Source organism: Thermus sp. NMX2.A1 (genome assembly GCF_000511705.1).
Taxonomy (GTDB): domain Bacteria; phylum Deinococcota; class Deinococci; order Deinococcales; family Thermaceae; genus Thermus; species Thermus scotoductus.
The window spans coordinates 1-25,758 of sequence record NZ_ATNI01000082.1; the positions used below are offsets into that span (position 1 = coordinate 1).

29 protein-coding genes and 1 pseudogene are annotated in these 25,758 nt (G+C 65.2%); 9 read left to right on the forward strand and 21 right to left on the reverse strand.

What is annotated here, in order from left to right; translation table 11 throughout:
- A pseudogene (locus TNMX_RS12905) lies at nt 1–393 on the reverse strand (hypothetical protein); the annotation flags it as partial.
- Between the two features lie 147 nt (nt 394–540).
- Here TNMX_RS12905 and TNMX_RS10455 point away from each other — a divergent pair.
- Entirely contained in the window at nt 541–723 is a 183-nt protein-coding gene (locus tag TNMX_RS10455) for a hypothetical protein (protein ID WP_038031909.1), read from the forward strand.
- A gap of 25 nt (nt 724–748) precedes the next feature.
- Here the strand turns inward: TNMX_RS10455 and TNMX_RS10460 are convergent, their stop codons facing one another.
- The 11 genes from TNMX_RS10460 to TNMX_RS10510 form a co-directional block, all read right to left on the reverse strand.
- The gene (locus TNMX_RS10460; RefSeq protein ID WP_018110291.1) at nt 749–1,165 is read right to left on the reverse strand and encodes a PIN domain-containing protein; all 417 of its coding nucleotides are present in this window, start codon (nt 1,163–1,165) and stop codon (nt 749–751) included.
- Nucleotides 1,147–1,389 (reverse strand): AbrB/MazE/SpoVT family DNA-binding domain-containing protein, encoded by a 243-nt coding sequence (locus tag TNMX_RS10465; RefSeq protein WP_008631141.1) that lies wholly within the window; start codon nt 1,387–1,389, stop codon nt 1,147–1,149. The genes TNMX_RS10460 and TNMX_RS10465 overlap by 19 nt, the downstream gene beginning before the upstream one ends.
- A 125-nt stretch (nt 1,390–1,514) precedes the next feature.
- Nucleotides 1,515–2,666 carry a hypothetical protein gene (locus tag TNMX_RS10470; protein ID WP_038031958.1) on the reverse strand — a complete coding sequence of 384 codons (1,152 nt, stop codon included), beginning with the start codon at nt 2,664–2,666 and terminating at the stop codon, nt 1,515–1,517.
- A gap of 93 nt (nt 2,667–2,759) precedes the next feature.
- Complete coding sequence (locus tag TNMX_RS10475; RefSeq protein WP_038031915.1) at nt 2,760–3,335, reverse strand: GNAT family N-acetyltransferase; 576 nt, start codon at nt 3,333–3,335, stop codon at nt 2,760–2,762.
- 2 nt (nt 3,336–3,337) lie between these two features.
- Nucleotides 3,338–4,099, reverse strand: a complete 762-nt coding sequence (locus TNMX_RS10480; RefSeq protein WP_038031917.1) for an ABC-2 family transporter protein — start codon at nt 4,097–4,099, stop codon at nt 3,338–3,340.
- A complete protein-coding gene (locus tag TNMX_RS10485) occupies nt 4,100–4,828 on the reverse strand; it encodes an ABC transporter permease (RefSeq protein WP_038031919.1) in 729 nt (242 codons plus the stop codon).
- Entirely contained in the window at nt 4,813–5,742 is a 930-nt protein-coding gene (locus TNMX_RS10490; protein ID WP_015716361.1) for an ABC transporter ATP-binding protein, read from the reverse strand. The genes TNMX_RS10485 and TNMX_RS10490 overlap by 16 nt, the downstream gene beginning before the upstream one ends.
- The gene (locus tag TNMX_RS12910; protein WP_126177611.1) at nt 5,739–6,071 is read right to left on the reverse strand and encodes a 7-cyano-7-deazaguanine synthase; all 333 of its coding nucleotides are present in this window, start codon (nt 6,069–6,071) and stop codon (nt 5,739–5,741) included. The genes TNMX_RS10490 and TNMX_RS12910 overlap by 4 nt, the downstream gene beginning before the upstream one ends.
- Before the next feature lie 561 nt (nt 6,072–6,632).
- On the reverse strand, nt 6,633–8,111 hold the full coding sequence (locus TNMX_RS10500; RefSeq protein ID WP_015716363.1) for a hypothetical protein: 1,479 nt from the start codon (nt 8,109–8,111) through the stop codon (nt 6,633–6,635).
- Between the two features lie 206 nt (nt 8,112–8,317).
- Nucleotides 8,318–9,277 carry an aldo/keto reductase family protein gene (locus TNMX_RS10505; protein ID WP_038031923.1) on the reverse strand — a complete coding sequence of 320 codons (960 nt, stop codon included), beginning with the start codon at nt 9,275–9,277 and terminating at the stop codon, nt 8,318–8,320.
- 43 nt (nt 9,278–9,320) lie between these two features.
- Nucleotides 9,321–9,524 (reverse strand): CDGSH iron-sulfur domain-containing protein, encoded by a 204-nt coding sequence (locus tag TNMX_RS10510; protein ID WP_038031925.1) that lies wholly within the window; start codon nt 9,522–9,524, stop codon nt 9,321–9,323.
- Nucleotides 9,525–9,557: 33 nt separating this feature from the next.
- Between TNMX_RS10510 and TNMX_RS10515 the strand changes: the two genes are divergently transcribed.
- Entirely contained in the window at nt 9,558–11,870 is a 2,313-nt protein-coding gene (locus tag TNMX_RS10515; RefSeq protein ID WP_038031928.1) for a penicillin acylase family protein, read from the forward strand.
- 423 nt (nt 11,871–12,293) lie between these two features.
- On the opposite strand, the gene TNMX_RS10520 is transcribed toward TNMX_RS10515, so the two are convergent.
- Nucleotides 12,294–14,390 carry an AAA family ATPase gene (locus TNMX_RS10520; protein ID WP_038031930.1) on the reverse strand — a complete coding sequence of 699 codons (2,097 nt, stop codon included), beginning with the start codon at nt 14,388–14,390 and terminating at the stop codon, nt 12,294–12,296.
- Nucleotides 14,391–14,459: 69 nt separating this feature from the next.
- On the opposite strand from TNMX_RS10520, the gene glgC reads away from it, so the two are divergent.
- The 4 genes from glgC to TNMX_RS10540 are packed head-to-tail and all read left to right on the forward strand — an operon-like array spanning nt 14,460 to nt 17,460.
- Nucleotides 14,460–15,704, forward strand: a complete 1,245-nt coding sequence (glgC, locus tag TNMX_RS10525; RefSeq protein WP_019551322.1) for a glucose-1-phosphate adenylyltransferase — start codon at nt 14,460–14,462, stop codon at nt 15,702–15,704.
- 2 nt (nt 15,705–15,706) lie between these two features.
- A complete protein-coding gene (locus tag TNMX_RS10530; RefSeq protein WP_038031932.1) occupies nt 15,707–16,393 on the forward strand; it encodes a SagB/ThcOx family dehydrogenase in 687 nt (228 codons plus the stop codon).
- A gap of 21 nt (nt 16,394–16,414) precedes the next feature.
- The gene (locus TNMX_RS10535; protein WP_038031934.1) at nt 16,415–17,089 is read left to right on the forward strand and encodes a response regulator transcription factor; all 675 of its coding nucleotides are present in this window, start codon (nt 16,415–16,417) and stop codon (nt 17,087–17,089) included.
- Complete coding sequence (locus TNMX_RS10540) at nt 17,089–17,460, forward strand: gamma-glutamylcyclotransferase (RefSeq protein ID WP_038031937.1); 372 nt, start codon at nt 17,089–17,091, stop codon at nt 17,458–17,460. The genes TNMX_RS10535 and TNMX_RS10540 overlap by 1 nt, the downstream gene beginning before the upstream one ends.
- Here TNMX_RS10540 and TNMX_RS10545 read toward each other — a convergent pair.
- Entirely contained in the window at nt 17,457–17,894 is a 438-nt protein-coding gene (locus TNMX_RS10545; protein WP_038031940.1) for a type II toxin-antitoxin system VapC family toxin, read from the reverse strand. The genes TNMX_RS10540 and TNMX_RS10545 overlap by 4 nt on opposite strands.
- On the reverse strand, nt 17,891–18,154 hold the full coding sequence (locus tag TNMX_RS10550) for a type II toxin-antitoxin system Phd/YefM family antitoxin (RefSeq protein ID WP_038031943.1): 264 nt from the start codon (nt 18,152–18,154) through the stop codon (nt 17,891–17,893). The genes TNMX_RS10545 and TNMX_RS10550 overlap by 4 nt, the downstream gene beginning before the upstream one ends.
- Before the next feature lie 30 nt (nt 18,155–18,184).
- Between TNMX_RS10550 and TNMX_RS10555 the strand changes: the two genes are divergently transcribed.
- Nucleotides 18,185–19,504, forward strand: coding sequence for a glycogen synthase (locus tag TNMX_RS10555; protein ID WP_038031945.1), 1,320 nt, complete (start codon nt 18,185–18,187; stop codon nt 19,502–19,504).
- 10 nt (nt 19,505–19,514) lie between these two features.
- A complete protein-coding gene (locus tag TNMX_RS12680) occupies nt 19,515–20,180 on the forward strand; it encodes a tetratricopeptide repeat protein (protein ID WP_253269400.1) in 666 nt (221 codons plus the stop codon).
- Here the strand turns inward: TNMX_RS12680 and dusA are convergent.
- Genes dusA through TNMX_RS10580 form a run of 5 tightly spaced genes read right to left on the reverse strand, consistent with a single transcriptional unit; the run spans nt 20,067 to nt 23,896 of the window.
- A complete protein-coding gene (gene dusA, locus TNMX_RS10560) occupies nt 20,067–21,101 on the reverse strand; it encodes a tRNA dihydrouridine(20/20a) synthase DusA (protein ID WP_038031948.1) in 1,035 nt (344 codons plus the stop codon). The genes TNMX_RS12680 and dusA overlap by 114 nt on opposite strands.
- Nucleotides 21,094–22,119: a 4-hydroxy-3-methylbut-2-enyl diphosphate reductase gene (gene ispH / locus TNMX_RS10565; protein WP_038031950.1), complete on the reverse strand. Its 1,026-nt coding sequence runs from the start codon at nt 22,117–22,119 to the stop codon at nt 21,094–21,096. The genes dusA and ispH overlap by 8 nt, the downstream gene beginning before the upstream one ends.
- Before the next feature lies 1 nt (nt 22,120).
- The gene (locus tag TNMX_RS10570; protein WP_038031952.1) at nt 22,121–22,717 is read right to left on the reverse strand and encodes a hypothetical protein; all 597 of its coding nucleotides are present in this window, start codon (nt 22,715–22,717) and stop codon (nt 22,121–22,123) included.
- Nucleotides 22,705–22,896 carry a hypothetical protein gene (locus tag TNMX_RS10575; RefSeq protein ID WP_015716379.1) on the reverse strand — a complete coding sequence of 64 codons (192 nt, stop codon included), beginning with the start codon at nt 22,894–22,896 and terminating at the stop codon, nt 22,705–22,707. The genes TNMX_RS10570 and TNMX_RS10575 overlap by 13 nt, the downstream gene beginning before the upstream one ends.
- Before the next feature lie 7 nt (nt 22,897–22,903).
- Nucleotides 22,904–23,896, reverse strand: a complete 993-nt coding sequence (locus tag TNMX_RS10580) for a polyprenyl synthetase family protein (RefSeq protein ID WP_038031961.1) — start codon at nt 23,894–23,896, stop codon at nt 22,904–22,906.
- Nucleotides 23,897–23,913: 17 nt separating this feature from the next.
- Here TNMX_RS10580 and TNMX_RS10585 point away from each other — a divergent pair, with 17 nt between their 5' ends.
- Nucleotides 23,914–24,744 (forward strand): DMT family transporter, encoded by an 831-nt coding sequence (locus TNMX_RS10585; protein ID WP_038031954.1) that lies wholly within the window; start codon nt 23,914–23,916, stop codon nt 24,742–24,744.
- Here the strand turns inward: TNMX_RS10585 and moaA are convergent.
- Entirely contained in the window at nt 24,722–25,699 is a 978-nt protein-coding gene (gene moaA, locus TNMX_RS10590; RefSeq protein WP_038031963.1) for a GTP 3',8-cyclase MoaA, read from the reverse strand. The genes TNMX_RS10585 and moaA overlap by 23 nt on opposite strands.
- Nucleotides 25,700–25,758: the final 59 nt, after the last annotated feature.

A 25,758-nucleotide genomic window follows, 5' to 3' on the forward strand; every position in this document is an offset into this window, starting at 1 on the left:
AAAAAAGGTCTCCCCCTTTTTCCCTAGGTTCAGCACGGCTAGGGTGTAGGGGCCCTTTAGGTTTTCGGCTAATTTAGGTAGTTTTGTTGCATCACCCCCTCCGGCGATATCCGCAATAGCTCCTCCCCACGTTTCCACAACGAGAACCTTGCCGTCCTCAGTAGGGCGAATAGCAGCGGGACCCTGTAGATTGTACACCAAAGGTTTAGCCTCCGAAGCGTCCCCCCCTTTTGTAATGTCCCGAACAGTGCCCGCAGTGTGTTCGGAAACCAAAAGCCTGCCGTCTGGGGTCCACTCCATGTGGGAGGGATTCTTCAAACCCCAGGCGAAGGGCCTCACGTAAACCCGCCGCGTCCGGCCGCCGACCTTGACCTCCTGCACTTCTTTGAGCATCTCCTTTACCCCCTTACGGGTTAGCCCCAGGGTAGCAGGGGGAAGATTACGCGGGGTTACGTGGAAGGGGTTCCACGCCTGGCCTCCCGCGTAACCTCGCGTAACCCCAGGCCCTCCGCGTAACCCTCCCCGTGGCACCCTGGGGGCATGAGGGGCAAAGTCTTTTGGCTTTTGCTCTTGGCCTGGCTTCTCCTCCTGGCCCGGCCTTCCGGGCCCGCTTTGGCCTGCTGGGACCCCAACTGCGTCCCCCCGGCCTCACACCCCGTACTCCCGGCGGAGCCTCGCCACCCGGGCCTGGGCGATGGGGAGGCGGGGGTCTTGGGGGGATAGCTTCTGGCGAGGAACAGGCCGAATCCTAGGGAAGCAGCTCTACCCCGGCCCGCCTTCGCAGCTTGCGGTCCAAAGTGGCGAGCCCGGCCCCTTGCCTGCGGGCGCGTTGAGCCAAGAAGGCGTCCACCAGGCTGAGCCCTTCCTTCCCGGCCTCCTCCAGGGCGGGGCGGAGGTCCTCCTCGTCTTCCAGAAGGACCCCCTCCCGGTCCAGTAAGTCCAAGAGGGCCCCCGCCGCCTCGGCCCGCCCCACCCCGTAGAAGGAGACCAGGGTGTAGAAGGCCTCGGCCACCGCCAAGGGGTGGACGGCCAGGGTGTAGCGCCCCTCCTCGGCCCCGCGAAACACCTCCAGGGCTTGGGCGGCAAGCTCTGGAGGGTCCCCGGTCAGGAGGCGGAGCATCAGGGAGGTGTCCAGATAGTAGGGCTTCAAGCCCCTTCCCTCCACGCCTCCTCCCGCGCCCGCCTCTCCGCCTCTTCCCCGGGGAACCCCCGCTTGCCCTTCAGGCGCCCGAGCAAGGCCTCCAGGGGTACGCGGCGCCGGGGGCGGAGAAAGGCCCCCCCTTCCCGGAGCTCAAAGACCACCTCTTCTCCCGGGCGGAGGCCAAGGGCCTCCCGGATCGCCTTGGGAAGGGTGATCTGCCCTTTACTGCTTACCCTGGACTTTACCATTCCCTTCTCACTTTACCACGGCCCCCATTCCGGCGCCACAAAGCCGCGTTTGCCGGCGAGACCTAGCCTCCTTTCACCGCCACCCCCTTCCCGCCGGGGGGCGAGGGGGAGGAGGAGGGGAAGACTCACGGGGACCTCCCCTCCCTCAAGGCGAGGAGCCGCCCGCACCCTATGGGCCCCAAGGCCAAGGGCAGGAGGAGAAGGAGGCCCAGGAGGGCGGTAAGGAGGGGCACCCGGGGGCCAAGGGTTCCCAAGCCCCCCGCCAGGAGGGTGCCGAGGAGGCTCCCCAGGGAGAGAAGGGCTACCGCCCCCGCCTGCACCCGGCCCAGGAGGGCCTCCGGCGCGAGGCGCTGCCGGTAGGCCCGTAGGTGGACCCCGCTTAAGGCACCGCCCCCGCCCACAAGGAAAGCGCCAAGAGGCCCGAAAGGAAAGGGCAGGAGGAGGAGGGCAAGCCCCAAGACCCTCAGCCCGTGCCCGCCCCAAATCCCCAGGCAAGGCCCTACCCTCCCCGCCGCGAGGCTTCCCAGGAAGCCCCCTAAGGAGAGGCCCAAGGGGTAGAGGCCGTAGAGGGCAGGGGGCGTCTCCTGGGCCAGGGCCAGGAGGGGCAGGAGGGCCAGAGCTAGCCCGGAGAGGAAGCTCAGGGCCAGGGCGTAGAGGGTAAGGGGAAGGAGCCGCCTGTCCTCGAGGAGGAAGGCGAGCCCCGCGAGAAGGGCCCTCAAGGTAAGACCCTCCCCCTTCGCCGCCCGTGGGGGCGGGTAGGCGGGGAGGTCCCGGAGGAGAAGGCCCTCCCCCGCGAGGAGGAGGCCTCCCAGGGCGAAGGGTAGGGGCTTGGCCAGGAGCAGGAGGGGAGGGGCCAGGAGGTCCCCCAGGCCGTCCCCGAGGAGCTGGGCCGCTTGAAGCCTCCCTCCTTCCCTTTCTAGCCTGCCCTGGGCCAGGCGGACCAGGAGGGCATGCCAGGCGGGGAGGTCCAGGGCCAAGACGGCTTGGAAGAGGAAGGCCAGGGGGAGGAGGAAGAGGGGTTCTTTGGGAAGGAGGGCGAAGAGGCCCAGGATCCCAGCTCTAAGCCAGACCCCTGCGAGGAGGAGGGTCCTGCGGTCCAGCCGGTCCAGGAGGAGGCTGGCGAGGAGGTCCAGGGGCAGGGTGAAGTAGGGGAGAGCGGCCAAGAGGGCCAGGGTCCAGGTCGTTCCTTCAAGGCCCAGGAGGAGCCCGAGGCCTGTGAAGGCCAGGCTCCCCCCGAAGACGCCTAACGACTCGGCTAAAAGGTACCTCGCCCGCAAGCTGAAAGGCTCCAAGAAAAGGACCTCATGTGGCCCTCCTGCGTCCGGCCGCCGGCCTTAACCTCCTGCACCTCCTTGCATCCGCGTCGCCCTCTAATGGCTGACCCTCAATTTAGGCCCTCCGGAGCCACTTTCCTGGCTTTCGTACCATTCTCTTGCCGTTATCCCGTAGATTTCCATGTCTTCCCACTGCCCGGATTTCCAAACGGCGGCCCTCCGCTTCCCCTCCCACGTAAAACCGACCCGTTTTAGCAGGCGGATAGAGGCTTCATTAGAACTGAGCACATTGGCTTCCACGCGGTTTAAGTTTAGCCCCTCAAAGGCGTACCGAAGCGCCAGGCGCGCGGTCTCGGTTCCCAAGCCTTCACCCCGCCTAGACTCTTCGCCCAGGATGACGGCAAAAAAGGTGGAGCGGTTTCGCCAGTCTATCGGTTGAAGGGCGACCTCGCCTACGATCTCCTCTGTTTCGCGGTAGACCACGGCAAGGACCCTGGCGTTGGGGTTGGCTCGCAACTGCTGAAGCCAGGCCTCCATCTCCTCCAGCGATTTGGGCAAGGGGTCGCCGAAGAAGGCGCGTGCGATAACCTCCTCCTTGTACATCCATGCGATGATTTTTGGCAGATGAGCTCGCTGTATCGGATCTAAGCGGACTTTTTCCCCCACGAACATTCCTACCCTCCTGGGGCGACGTAGCGGCGCAGGCCTACCCAGAAGCCTACACTTCCCAAGGCGAGGAATCCGAGGCCAGAGGCCCAAAGCGTGAGGAGGCCAGAACCTTCAACAACGGCCCTTGCCGGTAGCGGTCCCAACCAGAGGGCCGGGATCAGGCTAAGCAGAAGCGCCTTGATGGCGGGTTTGTACACGTTGGGAGGCCAGGTGGCAAACTGAACGAGCCCGGCGTAGGCCACCGGGAGCAGGCTTTGCACCCTGAGGCCCCAGAGGGATAGGGAGGCCAAGGCGAGGAAGAAGCCCAAGGCCACTAGGGAAGCTCCTATCAGGGCGCATAGGGCGTAGAGCCAGTTCACGCCGAGGAATACCAGGGTCCCCATGGACCAAAGAAGGTCACCTAGACCTGTGGGCTGGAGGCGAAGGGAAAGGAGGTAGGGCAAGGGAGGAACGGGAAGCGCAAGGTGGACTTCTAGCTCCCCCGTTTCCGCCAAACGGGCTAGGCCCAACACCCCGCCCCAGAGCACCTGCAAAAGCCCCAAGGCGCCAAAGGCCATCGCCCAGGTGAGCACTAGGTCCTCAAAGCGGAAGCCCCGTACCTCAGGGAAGCGCAGGAAGAAGAGGTAAAAGACCAAGAGCCAGAGGCTGTTGTTGATCCCTCTAGCCAGGATGCTTGCCCAGAAGCCCGTGGAGTCCTGCCACGCCTCTAGGAAACGGCCTCTCAGCAGCAAAGGCCAGGCTCTAAACCACCGAGACCAGGCCTCCATCTACACCTCCCCTCTTTCCGATAAAGCGGCCAGGGCTCGAGGAAAAAGGCGGGCCAGAAGCCCTAGGAAAACCAGGATCCAACACAGGCTAACCAGAAGCCAAACCGGTTCACCCCCAGCGGCCACACGGGCCGGCAGGTAGAAGGTCGCGGCCAGAGGTTGGAGGAGGAGGGCTCCACCTTCGGGCCAAAACTCCAAGGGCAGCACCACGGCTCCCCCCAAGAGCCGCAACATCTCCAGGAGGACTCCCAGGGCCATGGGTGAGGTAGACCGAAAGGTCAGCAAGGCGAAGGTGAGTTCCAAAAGGAAGTTCAGGATGAGGCCCAAAGCCAAGGCCGGAAGGCTCCAAAGGCTTAGGGAGGCAGATAGTCCTAGCGCCCCAATGACCGCGCCCCCCACGGCGGCCACCAAAGGGATCTGAAGGAGGGCGGTGGCCAAGTAGCGTTGAAAGCGAAGGAAGACAAAGGGGTACGGAAGGGCCAGGCGTAGGCCTAACTCTCCCCTCTGGGCCTCCTGGTGAAGCTGGCCCCAAAACCTGGGTATCCCCATGTAGAGGGCCTCTGCCGCCCAGAGGTACCCTAGGACCCACGGCGGCGCTTCCAGGCTTCCCCAAAGGGAAAAAAGCACTACATAGACGATTAAGGTGTAGCCGAGGTATAGTGCCATTCCCGGCCAACCCCGCCAGGCCTCCTTGAGATGGAATCCCAGGACGGCTAGGTGCGAAGCCACTCCTCCATCACCTCCTCCAGGCTGGGTTCCTGGACGGAGACTTCCCGCATGCTCCCGAGGGCCAGCATCTGCGATAAGAAGCTAGGAATTTCCTCCGGGGCAACCTTAGCTTCTAGAACATACCCCCCCTCGGAAACGTTGGCCCCTGGGGGAGGGTTTCCCTGGAAGGGATCCTGGAAGAGCACCCTGACGCGGCGGAAGTTCAAACCCCTTCGGAGGGTGGCGAGGTCCCCTAGAAAGGCCACCTTCCCGCGCCGCAGCACCAGGGCTCGCTCCAGGACCCCTTCCACTCCCGAGAGCTCGTGGGAAGCCAGGATGAGGGTAGTACCCCGGTTGGCCTTAAGGGTTTGTAGGAGCCCTAAAACAGATTTGCGCCCCAAGGCGTCTAATCCGATAAAGGGCTCGTCCAAAAGGAGGAGCTCCGGTTCGGGTAGGAGGGCCAAGGCCAGTTCCGCCCGGTTGCGTTGTCCCAGGGAAAGGCGGGAGGCGGCAACCCCGAGGAGGGAGGTGAGGCCCAGGGCCTCCGCCACCTCCTGGATCCTACGCCTGGTGTGCGCCCGGGAAAGCCCGTAGAGCGCTCCCCAGAGCTTTAGGTTTTCCTCCACGGAAAGCAGGGGCGAAAGGCGGGATCGCCCGCCCAGAACAAGCCCGTAGCGGCGGGCCAGCCGGGTGCGGAAGCGCCAGGGATCCAACCCCCAAAGCCGGGCTTCTCCTTCTTTGGGCAGGAGAAGTCCAGCCAGAACCCGGATCAGGGTGGACTTGCCAGCCCCGTTCCCTCCAAGAAGGGCCAGGCCCTCCCCGGGACCAAGGCGAAACGTGACCCCCTGGAGGGCCTGCACTTCCTCCTTAGCCCTCCGGAAGGTCACCCCTAAGCTGCGGGCTTCTACGGTGGGCTTGATCTCGTCGTGGATCACCGGGCTAGGGCCTTAGCGTCCGCAAGAGCGAAGGCTTCTTCACGGGCAATGCAAGGGTTGCATGCCCCACACGGGGCTTCCCCTGAGGCAACGCAACTCCACGTTTCTTCAAGCGGCACTCCGAGCTCGTGGCCCAGAGCCACCACTTCTTGCTTGGTAAGCCCTGAAAGGGGCATCTTGAGTTGAACTTGGTTAAACTCCAAAAATTTCTTCACGAGGGCAAGGTACGCCTCCAGCCTGGGGTGAGAAGCAAAATCGTCCTTGATGACGCCCAGGTAGACTTCCTCCACGCCCATTTTGGCCGCTAGGGATCCCGTGATGGGGGTCATCGTACAAGGGTCTGTCCAGCCAGCCTGTATCGATTCCCTTCCAGGGAAAGCCAGCTCCGGTGGGCTGAAAAGACGATCTCCGAGCTCAAAGTGAGGCACGCGGTTCCGGTAAATGGCAACGCCAAGGCGCGAAGCCACCTTTTCCGCTGCCCTCCACTCCTTTTGGGTGGGAGGCGTACCCAGGTCCAAGTAAACCGCCGCGAGACCTTCTAAGCCGTCCTGCTTCTTGAGCTTGTACAGGGAGAACGCTGGAGTCTAGGCCACCGCTGAGCATCACCAACCTTTTCATGCCCTATCTCTCCTTGTACCCCTGGGAAGGGGTGCTCCCCTTCCGGGTACCCCCAAAGTAGCAAGGGGAAGGTTACGCAGGGTTACGTGGAAGGGGTTCCACGCTTGGCCTCCCGCGTAACCTCGCGTAACCTCTGGCCCCCCGCGTAACCCTCCTCGTGGCACCCTGGGGGCATGAGGGGCAAGGTTCTTCTCCTCCTCCTGGCCTGGCTCCTCTTACGGCCTTCCGAGCCCCATCTGGCCTGCTGGGACCCCAACTGCTTTCCCCCGGCCTCACACCCCGTACTCCCGGCGGAGCCTCGCCACCCGGGCCTGGGCGATGGGGAGGCGGGGGTCTTCGGGGGGAAGCCTCTCCAGGAGGGCCTCCCAAAGCTCCAGGTCCTCCCCCAGGCGCTCCGCCAGGGTGAGGAGGAGGTCTAGCCTCCCGCTGGCGAGCACCGCTTGCCTCAGGGCCTCCTCCAGCTCCAGGCGGAGTTCCTCCACCCCTGGGGCCTGGCTCCAGGGGAGGAGGGGGCCCCGGTAGAGGGCTAGGGCCCCTTCCAGATCCCCCTGGGAGAGGGCCTTTAGGAAGGCCGAAAGGTCCGAGGGGGGAGGGGTTTCCAGGCGGTAAGGAGCGCAGGAGACCCGGAGGCCTTTTCCCCGCAGGCGGTGGAGGAGGGCCTTCAGAGCCCCCAGGTTGGGCTCCCCGTAAAGCGCCTCCGCCAGGGCCTCTCCGGAGAGGCCCTCCTTGTGGGCGAGGAGGAGGGCCAAGGCCTCGGTGCCCCTGGGGCCTAGGGAGGGAAGGGGGCCTTCCCCAAGGAGGCGAAGGAGGGGCGCTTCGGCCTGGCCCAGGAGGAAGGCGCGGGCCTCCGGGCGGAGGCCGGGGGCAAGCCCCGGGGCCAGGGGGGCTTCCACCTCCACGCCAAGGGCCTTTAAGCGGGACTCGGCCAGGAGGGCGTAGAGGGCCCCATCTTCCCGCAAAAGGCCGTGGGCGGCGAGAAGGCAGGCCTCATCCCCCTCTCCAAGCCCCCGGGCGAGGAGGTAAAACCCCCAGGGCCAGCCCTCCCGGGGGAGGAAGACCTGGGCCCCCTCTAGGAGAAGCCGGACCTCCGGGGGGTCCAGGGCCAGGGCGCCAAGGACGAGGAAGCTCGCGAGGCTTGGCGGCGCCAGGAGGGGGATGAGGCCCCGGAGGAGGTTCCCCGCCCTCCCCCGGTTTCCCCGGAGGAGGTGGGCCAGGGCCAGGGTGTGCCCCGCGAGGAGGCGCACCCCGGGGAAGGGGTGGGGCAAAAAGGGCTCCGCCTCCTCCAGGACCGAAGGGAGGGGGGTGGTGCCGAAGAAGAGCTCGAGGCGCAAGTGATGCAAGGTGGTCCAGGGGGAGGGGTCCTTGAGGCGGGCGAGGGCCGCGTGGGCCAGGGCCTCGGGCCGGCCCAGGCGCTCCAGGGCCATGGCCAGGGCCAGGTGGAGCCGGGCCTCCCCCTTGGCGTCCCCCTGGAAGCGGCTTAGGGCCTCCTCCAGGGCCAAGGCCCCCGCCCTTGGGGGAAGGGCCAGGCCCAGGTGGTAGAGGGTGAGGGGGGTCTGGGCCCTCTGGGCGGCCTCCCAGGCCAGGGCCCGGTAGGCGCTCGAGTTCCCCTTGCGGGCCTCCACGAAACCTAAAAGGGCCAGGCGTTCCGCCTCCGGGAGGTCCTCTTGGGCGCCTTGCAAAAGGGCCAGGGCCTCCCCGTCCTTCCCCTCCTCCAGGAGGCGGAGGGCCGGGGCGAGGAGAGGCTTCCCCATAGGGGAAACCTACAGGCTCCCCCTTCCCTTGGGAGGGAAGGGAGGCACATTGCAGGGGCACCCCTTGGCCTTGCTCCGGCGTCCGGGCCCGATCACGTCGGGGGCGCGGGCTCCTCCTTTGCCAGAACGGCGCCGCCCTCTTTCCGGTTCGCCAGGAAGAGGGCCAGGCCCGCTACCTCCTCCACCTGGACCTGGCCTTAAGCCCCCTAGGCCTCCCCCTTGAGGATGGCCTCAATCCGCTCCAGGGCCTCCTTGGGCAGGTCCACCCCGGCGACTCCCAGGCTTTCCTTGATCTGCTCGGGCCGGGTGGCCCCGGTGATGGCGCTACTGATCCCGGGAAGCCTCAGCACCCAGGCCAAGGCGAGCTGGGTGCGGGTGAGGCCGAGCTCGTCGGCCACCGCCTTGAGCTTGAGCACCTTCTGGCGGTTCTCCTCGGTGAAGTAGCGCTCCCGGAACTGGTCGTAGCGGGCGAAGCGGCTACCCTCGGGAATGCCCTCGTCGTACTTGCCCGTGAGCATCCCCTGGGCCAAGGGGCTCCACACCACGAGGCCCATCCCGAAGCGCTCCGCCTCGGGGAGGATCTCGTTTTCCACCCGCTCCCGGTAGAGCATGGAGTACTGGGGTTGCTCCACGATGGGGGGGTGGAGGCCGTTTTCCCTGGCGAAGGTCACCGCCTCGGCGATCCGGGCGGCGGGCCACTCCGAGGTGCCCCAGTAGAGGGCGTAGCCCTTCTCCACGATGGTGTGCATGGTGTGGACGATCTCCTCCATGGGGACCTCGGGGTCATAGCGGTGGGCGAAGAAGATGTCCACGTAGTCGGTCTTTAGCCGCTTCAGGCTTTTGGTGATGCTCTCCAGAAGGTGCTTGCGGCTAAGGCCCCGGTCGTTGGGGTCCTCCGACATGGGCCAGTAGGCCTTGGTGGAGAGAACCAGGGTGTGCCGGGGAAACTCCCTGAGCACCTCCCCCATGATCTCCTCCGCCAACCCCCGGGCGTAGACGTCGGCGTTGTCGAAGAAGTTCACCCCTCCCTCATAGGCGATCCTGACGATCTCCCGGATGGTTTCCTTGTCCTTCACCACGTCCCCGAAGGTGACCCAGGCCCCCAGGGAGATCTCCGAGACCTTAAGCCCCCATTTGCCCAGTTTCCGATAGCGCATCTCGCCCATGGCTACCGGAGTTTACCCCTCGAGGCGGAAATTGACCAGCGGGTCAGTCCCCCATCTCCAGCTCCCCTCCCGGGGCCTGGAAGCCGATTCGCTTGTGGGTGCCGTCGCAGAAGGGCTTGTTCCCCGATCCCCCGCAGCGGCAAAGGGAAACCCTTCCCTCTCGAACCTCCTCCCGTCCCCCGATGCGCACCACGATGCGCTGGCCTTCCAAGCGGATGGGCCCGTTTTCCACGAACACCAGCCTCATGATTCCTATGATAGTGGTATACTCGGTCCAACTATGAAACGCCTTTTGCGGGTTTTTGCCTGGCTTTTGGGCCTGGCCATCCTGGCGGTTTTGGGGGTGGTTCTGGCGGCCTATGTCACCCTGCGGGCCTCCCTGCCCCAGGCGGAAGGGCGGATGGTTCTGAAGGGGCTTTCCGCACCCGTGGAGGTGGGGCGGGATGCCCGGGGGGTGGTGCGGATCCGGGCCCAGACCCTAAAGGATCTCCTCTTCGCCCAGGGCTTTGTTCACGCCCAGGAAAGGCTTTGGCAGATGGAGTTTCAGCGGCGGGTGGGCCAGGGAAGGCTTTCCGAGGTGCTGGGGGAGGCCACCCGGGCCCAGGACCGCTTCCTGCGCACCTGGGGCTTTTACCAGGCGGCAAAGAGCGCCTACGAGCGGCTTTACCCTGAGGAGAAAGAGGCGGTGGACGCCTACGTGGCCGGGGTGAACGCCTTTTTGCAAAGCGGGGCTCCTCTTCCCCCCGAGTTCCGCCTCCTGGGCTTCCGCCCCGAGCCCTGGACGGGGCCGGATGTGTTGGTCTGGGCCAAGATGATGAGCTTTGACCTTTCCGGGAACTGGGAGGAGGAGCTTCTGCGCCACCGCCTCCTGGCCCGGGGGATCAGTCAGGAAAGGCTTTTGGAGCTCATTCCCCCTTACCCGGAGGATGCCCCCACCATCCTGCAAGGGGAGGACCTGGAGCTTCCCCTGAAGCGGGAGGAAGCCCCGGCGGCCCTGCTTAGGATGGCCCCGCCCCGTTTCCTGGAGGCCAGCAACAACTGGGTGGTGGCGGGAAGCCACACGGTCACGGGAAAGCCCTTCCTGGCCAACGACCCCCACCTGCGCCTGGGGGCTCCCAGCCTCTGGTTCCTCATGGCCCTTGAAGCCCCCGGCTACCGGGTTATCGGGGCCAGCCTCCCCGGGGTTCCCGGGATCGTCATCGGGCGCAACGACCGCATCGCCTGGGGGGTCACCAACGTGGGGGCGGATGTACAGGACCTCTACCTCCTGGAGGACGTGGGGGGGAAAGGGTACCGCTACAGGGGCCAGGTGCTTCCCTACCGGGTGCGGGAGGAGAGGATCCCGGTCAAAGGGGGAAAGGAGGAGATCCTTCGGGTGCGGGAAACGGTCTATGGACCGGTGATCACCGACGCCCTCGAGAACCCTCCCCAGGTTCCCATGGCCCTTCGCTGGGTGAGCCTGGATGAGGAGGACCACATCCTCATGGCCTATCTGGGGATCAACCGGGCGCAGAACTGGCAGGAGTTCGTGGCCGCCCTAAGCCACTACTCCGCCCCCAGCCAGAACCTCGTCTACGCCGATGCGGACGGCAATATCGGCTACATCGCTCCCGGAAAGTTTCCCATCCGTAAGGAAGGGCACACGGGCATGGTGCCGGTGCCGGGGAATGGGGAATGGGACTGGCAGGGCTACCGCAAGCCGGAGGACTGGCCCAAGGTGTTGAACCCCAAGGAGGGCTTCCTGGTCACCGCCAACAACAAGGTCACTCCCCAGGGCTTCCCCTACGCCCTCACCTACGACTGGGCCGAACCCTACCGGGCGGAGCGCATCCGGGAGCTCCTCCTGGCCAAGGAAAGGCTTGCCCTCGAGGACATGAAGGCCATTCAGCAGGACCAGAAGACCCTCCTCTTCCGGGACTTCCGCCCGGTGCTGGAGCTTCTAAACCCCCTCTCCGAAAGGGCCAAGGCCGTTCGGGAAAGGCTTTTGGCCTGGGATGGAACCATGGATAAAAGTTCGGAGGAGGCCCTGGTCTTCGCCCTGTGGTACACGGAGCTCACCCGCCTGCCCAAAAGGGAGGTGGGGGAGGAGTTCTGGGACGAGCCCCGCTACCTCCTGCGGGCCATGCGGGAAGGGGATCCAAACTGCGACCAGCCGAACACCGAGTACCGGGAGTCCTGCCTGGACTTCGCCGCCTTGGCCCTGGAAAGGGCCTTGGACCGGAAGGAGGCCTTGAGGGTGCGCTCCTGGGGCCAGGTGCACCGGGCCACCTTCCCCCATGCGGTCCTCACCCACACCCCCTTGAAGCGGTTTACGGACCGGAGGGTTCCCTTTGGCGGGGACCGGTACACGGTGAACGTGGGCCCCTTTGACCCTGAAACCCTCCTCATGTCCCATGGGCCCAGCTACCGCCAGATCGTGGACCTGGCCCATCCGGAGGCCTCCCTCTTCATCCACCCCATGGGCCAGACGGGGCACTTCCTGGCCCCTGGCTACGGGGACCTCCTGCCCCTTTGGGCCGGAGGGGAGTACCTGCCCATGGCCTTCGCCGCCCCGGCCCGGGAGAGGGTGTTGCTTCTGGAACCCGGGCGTTAGAGAAAAGAGGGGGAGTGGGGGAGCTATAATCCCCCGGTTTCCAAGATAGCCCTCAAGATACGCTACCGCGTGACACAGGCTGACCAAACCGGGGATACATGGGTCAGCGGTCACGCGAAGCGTACCTTGCAGCTACATGCGACCGAAGGGAGCTTAGCTCCCCCACGTCCACCACAGGTGGACACGGATTTGGTACAATGTTCTTGGGGGCAAAGTTCCCCGTGGACCTTGAAACTTGGAGTAGGGGGTTCCATCGGGTAGTCCGATGGGTAAAACTCCAAACGAACACCCGTGGCAGAGCCAGAAGCATTGCGCTCGCCTGCCGATACGGAGTCAAGGTCTTTCTGGGCTCGGACGGAGCCTTCGGGGGAAACCCCGAGAAGCCCCGGACTTTAGTCCGGGGAGTCGTCACCCGAAGCCGCCTTACGGGGAGGGGTTCTCCTCCCCGTTTTCCATCTTGCGGAACTCCCCCAGGACCTCCCGCACCTTGTCGTGGACCCAGTAGGCCTTGCGGCCGAAGAGAAGCTCTATGGCCTGGTCCACCTCCTCCACCGCATAGAGGTGGAAGCGTCCCTTGGCCACCGCCTCCACCACCTCCATCCGCAGGGTCAGATGAGGAAGGTTGGCCTTGGGAAGCACCACCCCCTGGCTTCCCGTGAGCCCCAGGGTTTGGCAGACCCGGAAGAATCCCTCCACCTTCTCTGCCACCCGGCCCACGGCCAAAACCCTTCCCGTCTGGTCTATGGCCCCGGTGACCGCCAGGTCCTGCCTTAGGGGAAGGCCAGAGATGGCGGAAAGCACCGCCAAAAGCTCCGCAAGCCCCGCCGAATCCCCCTCTATGCCCCCGTAGCTTTGCTCAAAGACCAGGCTCACCGTGGCGGAAAGGGCCCCCAGGCTGGCGTAGCTTCCCCGCAGGTAGCCCGCCAGGGTGAGGACCGCCTTGTGGAACACCTGCCCCCCCAGGCCCACTTCCCGGTCGATGGAGAGGATGCCTTCGCGCCCGGGGCCCGCCTGGGCGGTGATGCGCACAGGCCGTCCCCGGGGCAGGGGGCCTTCCACCACCACCAGGCCGTTGATCTCCCCCACCTGCATACCCTGGACCTCGAGGGCCACCACCCCCTCCTCGAGGTCCTTCAGGTACAGTTCCTCCTCCAGGCCGAACCGCTCCTCCCTTGCCAGTAGGGCTTTTCCCACCGCCTCCCGGTCCAGAGGGTGCTTGAGGGCCGAAGCCTCCCGGGCCAGGTCCAGAAGGCGGTAGAGCCTGGCGTCCAGGCGTTCCTTGTGCCCGGTCCAGCGCCGGGCCTCGTCCGCCAGGGCGGAGAGACCCTCAGGGGTCAGGGCCACCCCCTCGGCTTGCAAGAACCCCCCCAGGTAGGCCACGTTCTCCTTCGTGTAGGGGATTTCCGGGCTGAACTCCACGCGGAAGGGAAAGAGCTCCAGGAATTCCTCGTCCTCCTCCAGGAAGGCGATCACCTCCGGGGGGCCCACCAGGAAGACCTGGGCCTTGAGGGGGGCGGGTTTGAGGCGGGGGCCCTTGACCTCGGGCCGGGGGGAGAGGGGTTCCACCTCTCCCGTGGCCAGGGCCCGCTTCAGGAGGGTGTAGCTTCCCAGCTCCCACACCCGGTGGGCCTCGAGGACCAGCACCCCTCCCGTGGCCCGATGCAGGGCCCCGGGGCGCAAAAGCCCCAGGTGGGTGGAGAGGGGGCCCTCTTGCATCTCGTACTCCAGGTGGCCAAAGAGCCTTTCCGGGCTGGGGTTAGGCTCATAGACTACCCGGTCCCCTCCCTCCACCAGAAGCCGGGGCAGGAGCTTTTCCAGCTTGAGGGCTTCCTCCAAAGCGGCGGCCCGCAATAGGGTTTCCGTGATCCAGTCCAGGTAGCGGCCTGCCTGGGGGAAGCGCCTTTTTAGCTCCTGGGCCTTGGGCAGAACGAAGCGTTCGGCAAAGCCCCGCCTCAAGGCGGCCACCTCCGCTTCCGCCCGCTGCCGCACGTCCACGTAGGCCAAGACGGTTTCCTCCAGCTTGGCGGAAAGCTCCGGGGGCATAGGACCCTTCCCCGATAGCCTAAGGCCCTCTTCCCCCTCCAAAAGGGCAAACCCGTAGCCCTCCGCCTCCTGGGCCAGGGCTTTCAGGAGGGCTTCGGCCTCCTTCTCGTAGCGGGCCTCCACCAGGCTTTTAGCGTAGAGGAAGCCCTTTTCCCGAAAGAGGGCGGGGGTGAACTCGGCGAGGAGGGCCTCCACCCCTTCCACCAGGGCCCGGCCCTGCCCCTCGGGGAGGAGAAGGGGGAAGGCTTCCTCCCGGAGGGGCAGGTAGACCAGCTCCTCCTTGGGGAAGGGGTGGTCCTGCAGGTAAGCAAGGAGGCGCTTTCTTTTGCCAAGGCCGCTTGGCCCCACCAGATAGCCGTGCCCTCCCTGGCGGAAGGCGGCCTCGAGGGCCTTTAAAGCCCGCTCCTGGCCGAAGAAGGGAGGGGCAGGCTCAGGCTCCGTGGGTGGGGTGAACCAGGCAAGAGCGCTAACCCGCATCGGGCTCACTATACCCGGACCCACGCCTTGAGGGGCCTGGGGTAAACTAGCGGACAAAGGAGGGATTTCATGGTTAAGGTGGAGGTCCTGGGCATGATCCTGGCAGGGGGGCAGGGAAGCCGCCTCTACCCCCTCACCGCTAAGCGGGCCAAGCCGGCGGTGCCCTTCGGGGCCAAGTATCGGATTATTGATTTCGTCCTGAACAACTTCGTGAACTCGGGCATCTACTCCATCTACGTCCTCACTCAGTTCAAGGCCCAGTCCCTCACCGAGCACATCCAGCGTTACTGGCGCTTCGGGGCTTTCCTGGAGGACCACTTCATCCTCCTGGTGCCCGCCCAGATGTACCGCTACGAGGAGCTGGGCCCCGTGTGGTACCGGGGTACCGCCGACGCCATCTACCAGAACCTGCACCTGGTGCACAATCACGCCCCCATGGCCGTGGCCGTCTTCGGGGGCGACCACATTTTCAAAATGAACATCCGCCACATGGTGGAGTACCACTATGAGAAGCGGGCCGACATCACCATCGCCGCCTACCCCGTGCCGGTGGAGGAGGCCCGGCGCTTTGGGGTTTTGCAAGTGGACGAGGATTGGCGCATCACCGAGTTCCAGGAAAAGCCCCAGAACCCCAAGCCCATTCCCCGCAAGCCCCACCTGGCCCTGGCCTCCATGGGCAACTACATCTTCCGCACCGAGGCCCTCTTTGAACTCCTGGAGGCCGATGCCAAGGAGAGCGCTTCCAGCCACGACTTCGGCAAGGACGTGATCCCCCGGGCCCTCAAGGAGGGGTACCGGGTGTTTGCCTACGACTTTCACCGCAATCCCATCCCCGGCCAGGAGGGTCCCAACCTGTACTGGCGGGACGTGGGTACCCTGGACGCCTACTTTGAGGCCAGCATGGACCTGGTGAAGGTGGTTCCCGAGTTCGACCTCTTCAATCCCGAGTGGCCCCTCAGGACCGCCAACCTCTTCAGTCCCCCCGCCAAGTTCGTCCACGAAACGGGGGAACGGATAGGGCGGGCGCTGAACAGCCTTCTGGCCGGGGGGGTCATCGTGAGCGGGGGAACGGTGCGGGAGTCGGTCCTTTTCCGGCGGGTACGGGTGAACTCCTACAGCCTGGTGGAGCGCTCCGTCCTCTTTGACGACGTGGAGGTGGGCCGCTACTGCAGGATCCGCAACGCCATCATCGACAAGGACGTGAAGATTCCTCCCCATACCGAGATCGGCTACGACCTCGAGGCCGACCGCGCCCGGGGCTTCACCGTTACCCCGGAAGGGGTGGTGGTGGTGCCCAAGGGGTACCGCTTTTAGCCATGGAGAAGCATCCGGGTAAGCTTTTCTATCGCCTTTCCCGCCTGGCCCAAGGGGAGGAGCTTCCCCTAAAGCGGAAGCCCAAGTCCAAGGTTTACGCCAATCCCCTGGAAACCCAGGCCCTGCCTCCCTTCCGGGAGGAGGGAGGGCCGCCTTTGTTCCGGGTTCTTTCCCAGCTCAGGCCCCTCCTGCCCGAGGTGGGTTCGGCCCTGACCCTGAAGGATCTTTCCCAGGTCCTCTATCCCCTGGCGGAGCGCTCGGGGAGGCGGGGCTTCCCCTCGGCTGGGGAGGCTTATCCCGTGGAGGCCTACCTGGTGGTGCGCCGGGTGGAAGGGGTTTTCCCGGGGGTTTACCACTACTTCCCCAAGGAGCACCAGCTCTTCCAGATCGCCGCCAGGGTGGAGGAGGCTTCCTGGTCTGAGGCGCTTTTGGGCCTTGGCCTCGAGCAGGTGGCGGCCCTTTTGGTCTTCACCCTGGTTCCGGAAAGGAGCGAGGCCCTTTTCGGCCTCCGGGGATACCGGTATGCCCTCCTCGAGGCGGGCTATGCGGCGGGCTTGGTGCTTCTTTCCGCCATCGGTCAGGGACTGGCCGCATACCCGGCCGAGACCTTTTATGATGAGATGGTGGCTCACCTCCTGCGGTTGCCCGAGGGGGAATACCCTGGGGTGGTGGTGATTTTAGGACGCTAAAGGGTATTTGGGGAAGGATTTATGGCACGGATTTTCTTGGTGGAAGATGATCCCCAGGTAGGGGAGCTGGTCAAAAGGTTTCTGGAAAAGGAGGGGCTTTTGGTGGTGTGGGCCCGCACGGGGAGGGAGGCCCTGAAGCAGGCCTGGGAAGGGACCAAGCCGGATCTGGTGGTCCTGGATCGGGGGCTTCCCGATTTGGAGGGCCTCGAGGTCCTCAAATCCTTGCGGGACCTGGATCCCTTGCTCCCGGTTTTGCTCCTAACCGGTAAGGCGGACGAGGATAGCCGGGTGGAGGGGCTATTAGAGGGGGCGGACGATTATCTGGGCAAGCCCTTCTCCCTCAAGGAGCTTTTGGCCCGCATCAAGGCCCTCCTGCGCCGAAGCGGAAAGGAAGGGAGGCGGTATTTCGGTCCCCTGGAGCTGGACCTGGAGGCCAGAAAGGCCTACCTGGACGGTCAGCCCTTGAAGCTTTCCGCCACCGAAGCCAACCTCCTCTTCGTCCTGGCCCAGACCCCGGGAAGGGTGTACACCCGGGAGGAGCTTTTGGAAAGGGTTTGGGGGCCCGAGTTTGAGGGTTCGGAGCGGGTGGTGGACGCCTATATCCGCCTTCTCCGCAAAAAGCTCAAGGATGACCCCCAGGCTCCCCGGTTCATTGAAACCGTGGTGGGGATGGGGTACCGCTTCGTGGGCGAGTGATGGAGCGGGTTTTCGTCTACGGAACCCTGAAGCGGGGGGAAAGGAACTACCCTTTGGTGGAAAGACGGGTGGTGAAGGTCCTGCCCGGGTACGTGGAGGGGTATCGCCTCTTTCACCTGGCCGAGGGGCCGGGCCGTCCTTACCCTTATCCCGGCATGGTTCCCGGGGAGGGAAGGGTCTACGGGGAGGTCCTCTTTTTGCCGGAGGAGGCCCTCTCCCTATTGGACGAGCTGGAGGAGGAGGGGGTGGAGTACCGGCGGGTTAGGGTCCCGGTGGAAACGGAGGAGGGGCCCCTTCTCGCCTGGACCTACCTCTACCTGGGGGGCCTGGAGGGGGCGGTTTGGCTTCCCCAAGGGGTGTGGCCGGCCTAGGCTTCCCCCGGGTCGGGGAGGACGGGAAACCCTTCCCTAAGGGCTGCTCCCGCCAGGCGTGCATCCAGGGTTACAAAGGGAAGGTCCTGGGGCCGGCCCCGGCTGGCCACCCAGGCTGCGGCCAGCTGAAGGGCATCCCCGGTTCGCAAGGGGTGGGCGAAGAGGAGGCGGCGTGCGGTTTTCCGCACCTCCTCCCCCGGCAACACCTCGTACCACGCCCTTTGTAACCTTTCCAGACGATCCAGGGCTTTGGCCAGGGGCGCATCCTTTAGGATTCCCTCTCGGGCTTTGCGGGCAAGAGCGGAAACCAGTTCCAGCTCGGTTCCCCACCAGACCACCACCAAGGGATTTTCCAGATAGAGGTCCTGCACCCTTTCCGTGGCGGCCTCGAGGGCCAGGAGAGGAAGAAGAGCCGAGGCGTCCCAGAACCTCATCCTTCCTCCCGTCGCTCCTCCAAAAGGGCCTCCACCAGCCCGGGTATCCGGGGCATTCCGGCAAAGTCCAGCACCTCCCCGCTTCCCGGACGCACCATTCCCAGGCGTACCAGTTCTTCCAGGCCCTCGGGCAAGGCGGCGGGCACCAGCCTGGCCACGGGTTTGCCGCGGTCTAGGATGAGGATCTCCTCCCCCGAGCGCACCTCCCTTAGGAGCTTGGAGAGGTGGGCCTTGGCCTGGCTCACCGACACCCTACGCATAAGACCATTATAGTCGATTATAGTATGACCATGAAGGTCCTTATGGTGGCCCCCGAGGCCTATCCCCTGGTGAAGGTGGGGGGGCTTGCCGACGTGGTGGGGGCCCTGCCCAAGGCCTTAAGGCCCCTAGGGGTGGAGGCCACGGTGCTTCTTCCCTGGCACCGCTTTGTGGAGGCGCAGAGGGTGGGAGAGGTGGCCTATGCCTTCGCCGGACAGGAGGAAAGGGCCCCCCTGGGGGAACGGTGGGAGGGAGGGGTGCGGTTTCTCCTTCTGGGGGTGCCCGGGTTTGAACGGGACCGGGTCTACGGCTACCCCGACGACGTGGAGCGCTACCTCCGCTTTGCCGTGGCGGCGGGCCGGGTGGCGCTGGGGTTTGACCTGGTCCACGCCCACGACTGGACCGCTGCCCTCCTGCCCCTTACTGCCAGGGTGCCCGCCGTCTACACCATCCACAACCTGGCCCACCAGGGCCTGGTGGACCCCGCCCTCTTCTTCCACTGGACGGGGCTTCCCTGGAGTCTTTTCCACATGGAGGCCCTGGAGTTCTACGGCCAGGTGAACCTGATGAAGGGGGGTATTGTCTTCGCCCGGGCCGTGACCACGGTGAGCCCCTCGTATGCGGAGGAGATCCAGACCCCGGAGTTCGGCATGGGGCTGGATGGGGTATTGAGGCGCCATGCGGGTAAGCTTTTCGGCATCCTGAATGGATTGGACCTCGAGGTCTTTGACCCGGCCAAGGACCCTCACCTTCCCGCCCCCTACTCCCGGGAGGATGTAAGGGGCAAGACCCTGGCGCAAAAGGCCCTTTGGGAGCGCACGGGGCTTAAGGGGCCTCTCCTCGCCTACGTGGGCCGGCTGGACGGGCAAAAGGGCCTGGACCTTATCCTGAAGGCTGTTCCCCGCTTGAAGGAGCTGGGCTTTTATCTTCTGGTCCAGGGGGTGGGGGACGAGGGCCTAGCGCAGGCCCTCAGGCAGGTGGAGGAGGAGAATCCCGGCTTCGTGCGCTTTGTGGAGGCCTACGACGAGGCCTTGGCCCGCCTGGCCTACGCGGGGGCGGACGCCCTTTTGGTGCCGAGCCGCTTTGAACCCTGCGGCCTGGTGCAGATGATCGCCCAGCGCTACGGCACCCCGCCCGTGGCCCGGGCGGTGGGGGGGCTTAAGGACACCATAGAGGATGGCCGCACGGGGGTGCTCTTCCAGACCTACCACCCCGAGGGCCTCCTCTACGGGGTCTTGCGCCTTTTCCGCTTGGGGCCGGAGGCCTTAGGCCTGAGGGGCATGGAGAAGGACTTCTCCTGGGAAAGGTCCGCCCGGGCCTACCTGGAGGTCTACCGAAAGGCCCTGGGCTAACATGGGGGGGATGCTTCCGGACCTCGAGGCCAAGGCCCTGGCGGGCGACGCAGAGGCCCAGGCCCTGCTCCACTTTCTCCGGCTTCTAAGGCGCAAGGAGTACCAGGAGGCCAGAGCCTATGCGGAAGGCTTCCCCGAGGAGCTTAGGGATAGGCTTTTGGCCGGGCTTAGCCTGCTAGTTGCTTTTGCCGAAGGCAAAACAAGTCTTGAGGAAGCCCCTGAGCGCCTGGAAGACCCCCTGTTCGCCGCGGAGCGGGAGGTGCTCTTGGGGGTAAGGGCCGTGAGGGAGGGGAGAAGGGAGGAGGCCGAGGCCCGTTTTCAAAAGGCCCTTGCCCTGGATCCCCATCACCACCGGGCCCTCAGCAACCTGGGCAACCTTTACCTGGAAAGGGGGGAGCTGGAGGCGGCCTTGGATCTTTACCAGCGGGCTTTGAAACTGGCCCCGGAGGACCCCCTGATCCACGAGAACCTGGCGGCCCTTTATAAGAGAAAGGGCGACCTGGACAGGATGGTAGCCCACATGAAGCAGGCCACCCACCTCAAGATGCGCCCGCCTGTTTCCCTAGATCCCCTGACGGGAAAACCCCAGCGCCGCCCGCTTCACCGCCTTATTCCCCTTTGGGTCTGGGTGTTCCTCCTCACCCTCCTGGCCTACCTTCTCCTGAAGAAGCCCTAGGGCCTGGTCCAAGGCGCCCAGGGAACGCCCTTCCGAAAGCAGGCGCCGCCAAAGCCGTCCCCCAGGCTGCCCCCGAAAGAGGTTCAACATGTGCCTCAGCACCGCCCACGGAGGGGTGCCTTTTTGCGCTTCCGCTTCCAGGTAGAGCCGCATGCGCCGGGCCACATCCAGCCGGCTTGGCCTATGCGCCAGGCCGAACACCCGCCGGTCTGCCTCCGCCAGCACAAAGGGGTCCTCGTAGATCGCCCGGCCCATCATGACCCCGTCCACCTTCTCCAGGTGGGGAAGGGCTTCCTCCAGGGTTCGCACCCCTCCGTTCAGAATGAAGGTGAGGTGGGGAAAGTCCGCCTTTAGCCGGTGGACCCAGTCGTGGCGCAAGGGGGGAACCTCCCGGTTTTTCCGGGTGGAGAGGTTAAGGAGGGCGCTACGGGCATGGACGATGAAGACCCGCACCCCGGTTTCCCCATACGCTTCCACCCAGCGGGCGAGGAGGGGGTAGCTTTCCCCTTCCACCCCCAGCCGGAGCTTCACCGTGACGGGGATTCCCACCGCTTCCACCATGGCCTTGAGGATCTCCCTCACCCTTATGGGGTCCAGGAGGAGGCAGGCGCCAAACCCCCCCTCCTGGGCCTTTTCCGAGGGGCAACCCAGGTTTAGGTTCACCTCGTCGTATCCCCAGGCCTGGCCGATCCGCGCCGCCTCCGCCAGACTTTTGGGATCCGAGCCCGCAAGCTGCAGGGCGATGGGGTGCTCCTCGGGGTGGAAGGCAAGGAGCCTTTCGGCTTTTCCCCGGAGCACCGCCTGGTCCACGGTCATCTCCGTGTAAAGCCGCACCTTGCGGCTGATCTGGCGGACCAGGTAGCGGAAGTGCCGGTCCGTCCGGTCCACCATGGGGGCCACGGACAGGCGGTGGTCAGACACCCTGCAAGACCTCCGCCGGGGACAGGACCCTGGGTTCGCGGAAGGCGATGTCCTCCTCTTCCCCTTCCTCGATCACCTCGAGGCCCGGGTATTTTGCCCGGAGCAACTCCACCAGCTCCTGCACCAGGTCCTCGGGGGTGCTGGCGGCGGAGGTGATGCCCGCGCTTTCGGCACCCTGAAGCCACTCCTCCTGGAGATCCCTGGCGCTTTCCAGGCGGTAGGCTCTGCCGGTAAGGCTTTGGGCCAGTTCCAAAAGGCGCATCCCGTTGGAGGAGTGGGGGCTGGTGAGCACCAGGAAGAGGTCCACATGGGGGGCGATGCGCCGCACCGCCTCCTGACGGTTCTGGGTGGCGTAGCAAAGGTCCTTTCGCCTGGGCACCACCAGCTTGGGGAAGCGGGCCTTGAGGATCTCTATGGTCTTTAAGGTGTCTTCCACGCTCAAGGTGGTCTGGGTGAGGACCACTACCCGTTCGGGGTCGGGCACCTCCACGGTACGGGGGTCGGCCAGGCGGGGGTCCTTGCCCACGTGGGTGTGCACCGCCACCAGGATGGTCCTTTCCGGGGCCTCCCCGTAGGTGCCCTTCACCTCCTGATGGTCGGCGGAATCCCCCACCAGGAGGATCCAGTACCCTTCCTGGGCATAGCGTCTGGCCTCGATGTGCACCTTGGTGACCAGAGGACAGGTGGCGTCCAGGATGTGGAAGCCCATCTCCGCCGCCTGCCTGCGCACGGCCGGAGGGTGGCCGTGGGCGGAAAAGACCAGGGTGCCCGCCAGGGGCTTTTCCCGGCGAAGGCTATCGATCTCGGAAAGATCCTCCACGAAGTGCACCCCTTTGGCCCTAAGCCGCTCCACCACCGCACGGTTGTGGACGATCTCGTGGTACACCACCAGCTCCCCCTGGGGTTTCAGGGCCTCCGCCCAGCGCTCCACCGTCTGGATGGCCATCACCACCCCGGCGCAAAAGCCCCTGGGCCGGGCTAAGTAGAGGCGCTTTAGCCCCCTCTCCATGCCCTCCATTCTAGGCGTCCGCCTCCTGGGCCTTTGTGTCCCGGGCGAGGAGCCTTTCCGCTACCTCCCGGGCAAAGGGGGTCTTGGCCCTTTCCAGGGCCTTCCTGGCGGTTTCCCGCCCCTTGCCCCCAGGGCGGAAGCCCTCCTGGGCCAGGGCCAGGAGGGCCAAGGCAGTGGCAGGGAAGGGGAGACCTTCCTTTTCAAGAAGCCCCAGGCCCTCCCCGTAGCGGTGGAGGGCCTCCCGGTACGCCGCCCTTAGGAGGGCCTGGCTGCCTTCCTGGAAGGCCCGGGCTACCCTCAAGAGGCCTTCGGCCTCGGCCAGGGGTTCGCCTTCCTGGGCGGAGAAGTGGGCCGCCTCGAGGAGCCTTTCCAGGGCCAGGGTTCGCTCCTCCTCGGGCAGGAGGGGGGAGTATTCCCGCTGGAAAAGGGGGGCGAACCAGGAGAGGCGGAGGGGTTTCCGCAGGCGAAAGGTTTCCCCTTGGGCTTCCACCTCCTGGTCCAGGGCCTTGAGCAAGGGCACCAGCTTGGGGAAGCGGGCCCGCACCTCCTCCCGTCTGGCTTCTCCCCTTAGGGCCAGGAAAAAGAGAAAGGCCTCTACTCCTTCCACGCCTCCACTTCCTTGTAGTGCACCAAGGCGGCGAAGAGGGGAGAGGACCCCTCGGCCACGGAGAACTTCACCTCCACCAGGACCACGTCCTCGGGAAGCTCCTCCACAAAGCGGTTGAGCCTTTCTTGAAAGATATCGGGATCGTTGGCGGTGATCACCTTGAACCTAACCCCCTGCATGGCCCCATTATGCCCTGCGTTCCACCAGGGCGGTGAGGAGGTTTTGCAAATGGGAGGTGGCCTCCCGTCCGGGGAGGGTGTCCAGGTAGGGAATAAGGGCACCCAGGCCCTCTTGGGCAAGTCTCTTGGCCTCCTCCTTGGCCCAGGCCACGGCTCCGGAGGCCAGGAGCCTCTCCCAAAGCCAGCGCACCTCGGCCTCGGGCTTGGCCTCCCGGGGAAGGCTTAGGAGGGCCTCGGCCCGGATGCGCTCCTCCTTGGGGGCTTCCTGGAGGTAGCGGATCAGGATAAGGGTGCGCTTGCCCTCGTAGAGGTCACCGGCGAGCTCCTTGCCGTAAGCCTGGTCCCCCTCGAGGTTGAGGACATCGTCCATGATCTGGAAGGCTATCCCCAGCTTTAGCCCTGCTTCCTCGTAGAGGGCAGGGGGCGTTTCCCCGGAAAGCAGGGCTCCAAGCCTCAAAGGAGCCACGGCGGTGTAGTAGGCGGCCTTGTGGGCCACCATGCGGAGGTAATCCTCCGGGGCCAGGTCCAGGCGGCCGGAAAGGGTCCAGAGGAGGTCCAGGTGTTGCCCGTATGCGGTGCGGTGCACCACCTGATGGAACTCGGCCAGCACCTCCGGTCCAAAGAGGCCTTCGTTCAAGCCCCGGATCAAAAGCCCCCACATCTCCCCATGCAAGGTATCCCCGGCATTCAAGGCCAGGGGCATGGGGTAGAGGCGGTGCAGGGCGGGCCTTCCCCGGCGCTCCTCGGAGGCATCTTCGATGTCGTCGTGGACGAGCACCCAGTTTTGGAAAAGTTCCAGGGCAGTTCCTGCCCAAAGGCTGGCCTCGAGGGTAGCACCATGGGCCAGCCCCGCGTAGACCACCAAAAGCCCCCGGAGCATCTTTCCACCTCGGGATGGATACTCCTGAAGAAGCGCCTGGTAAGCGGGATCGGGGTGGGTCAGGTGGCTCAGGAGCCTTTCGTGGAGGGCATCCTTCACTTCCTGGGGAGAGGGCACCATGCTATACACTTTAGGCCATGCGCGGCTACGCCTTGGGCCTCCTGGCCCTCAACCTCCTCACCCTTCTTTGGGGCACCACCTTTGTGGTGGTCAAGGGGGCGGTAGGGGAGATGGCCCCAAGCCTCCTGGTCTTCCTGCGCTTTCTTTTGGCCAGCCTCTTCTTCCTCCCCTGGGCTTTCCGCCTGCCCAAGGGGGTATGGGGCCCGGGGATGGAGCTGGCCTTTTGGCTCCTTCTGGGCTATGCCTCCCAGGCCATCGGCCTCATGCACACCTCGGCGAGCCGTAGCGCCTTTATCACTGCCCTGAACGTGGTCTTGGTGCCCTTGATCCTGGGCCTGGTGGGCCGGAGGCTTGGGAGCGTGTGGCTGGCGGCCCTTTTGGCCTTTTTGGGCGTGGGGTTTCTTTCCTACGACCCCCGCCAGCCTCCCTTGAACGTGGGGGATCTCTGGACCCTCCTCACCGCGTTCACCTACGCTCTATACATCGTGCGCCTCGAGGTGCACGCCAAGGCCTTTCCCTCCTTGCCCCTCACGGCGGTTCAGATCTTCGGTACGGCATTTCTTGCCCTGCCCTGGGCCCTTTGGGAGGGGGTGAGGTGGGAAGGGATACCCTGGGGTGCTGTTTTCTACCTAGGGGTGGTGGCCACGGCCCTCACCACCTGGCTCCAGACCTGGGGACAGAGGTATGTGCCCGCGCCCCAGGCGGCCATCCTTTACACCATGGAACCCGTCTGGGCCACCCTTTTTGCCTTCGCCGTCTTGGGGGAAAGGTTGGGCTTTCTGGGGGGCCTTGGGGCCTTTCTGGTGGTCCTGGCCACCTTCCAGGCTATCCGCCGATCCCCAGCATGACCCGCTTCCTTAAGGTGGGAAGGGTGTTGCCGAAGGCGGGCTTACGGTTGGTGGCGATCAGGATGGCATCCACCAGGGCCTCCACCGGCTCCTCTGCGGCAAAGGCCCAGGAAATATCCATCTCCAGATCGGTGAGGAGGCAGGGCCGGAGCTTTTTGTCGGAGGTGAGGCGAAGCCGGGAGCAGTTGGAGCAGAAGGGCTCGGTGACGGGGTTGATGAACCCCAGGGTGCCCTGGGCCCCGGGGATCCGAAAAACCCGGGCCGGGGAGGTGGGGTCATGGGGAACGGGTTCCAAGGGGCCAAAGACCGCTTCGATCCGCGCCCGGATCTCCTTTCCTGACACAAAGCGGCGGCGGTACTCCTCGGGGTCGGAGTTGTCCAGGTGCATGTACTCGATGTAGCGCATGTGCAAGGGACGGTCCAGGGAGAGGCTGGCTAGGGGCACCACCTCTTCCTCGTTCATCCCCCGGATGACCACGGCGTTGAGCTTGACGGGGTGAAGCCCCAGTTCCAAGGCGGTCTCTATGGCTTGTAAAACCCGCTCCACCTTTCCCCCACGGGTGATGCGGGTGAAGACCTCAGGGGTGATGGCGTCCAAGGAGATGTTCACCCGGTTCAGGCCTGCTTGCACCAGCTCCTTGGCCCTTTTGGCGAAGAGGAGGCCGTTGGTGGTGATGGCCACGTCCTCGATGCCCTCCTTGCTCCGGGCCCGTTCGATCATCTGGGGAAGCTCCTTGCGCACCAAGGGTTCCCCGCCCGTAAAGCGCACGGCGGAAAGGCCAAGAAGGGAGGCGGCCTCGAGGAAGTGGTCCACTTCCTCCACCGTGAGGGTCCCTGGGGGTTCGGCCATCTCGAGGCCTAAGGGATGGCAGTAAAGGCAGTGCAGGTTGCACCGGGGGGTGACGGAGATGCGAAGGTCTTTGATAACACGCCCGTAGTTGTCCAGTAGTTTCATGCCTTTCCCCCTTTGGGCCACCATACTACGCCCTAGGCCGGAGGGCAAGGGATAAAAAA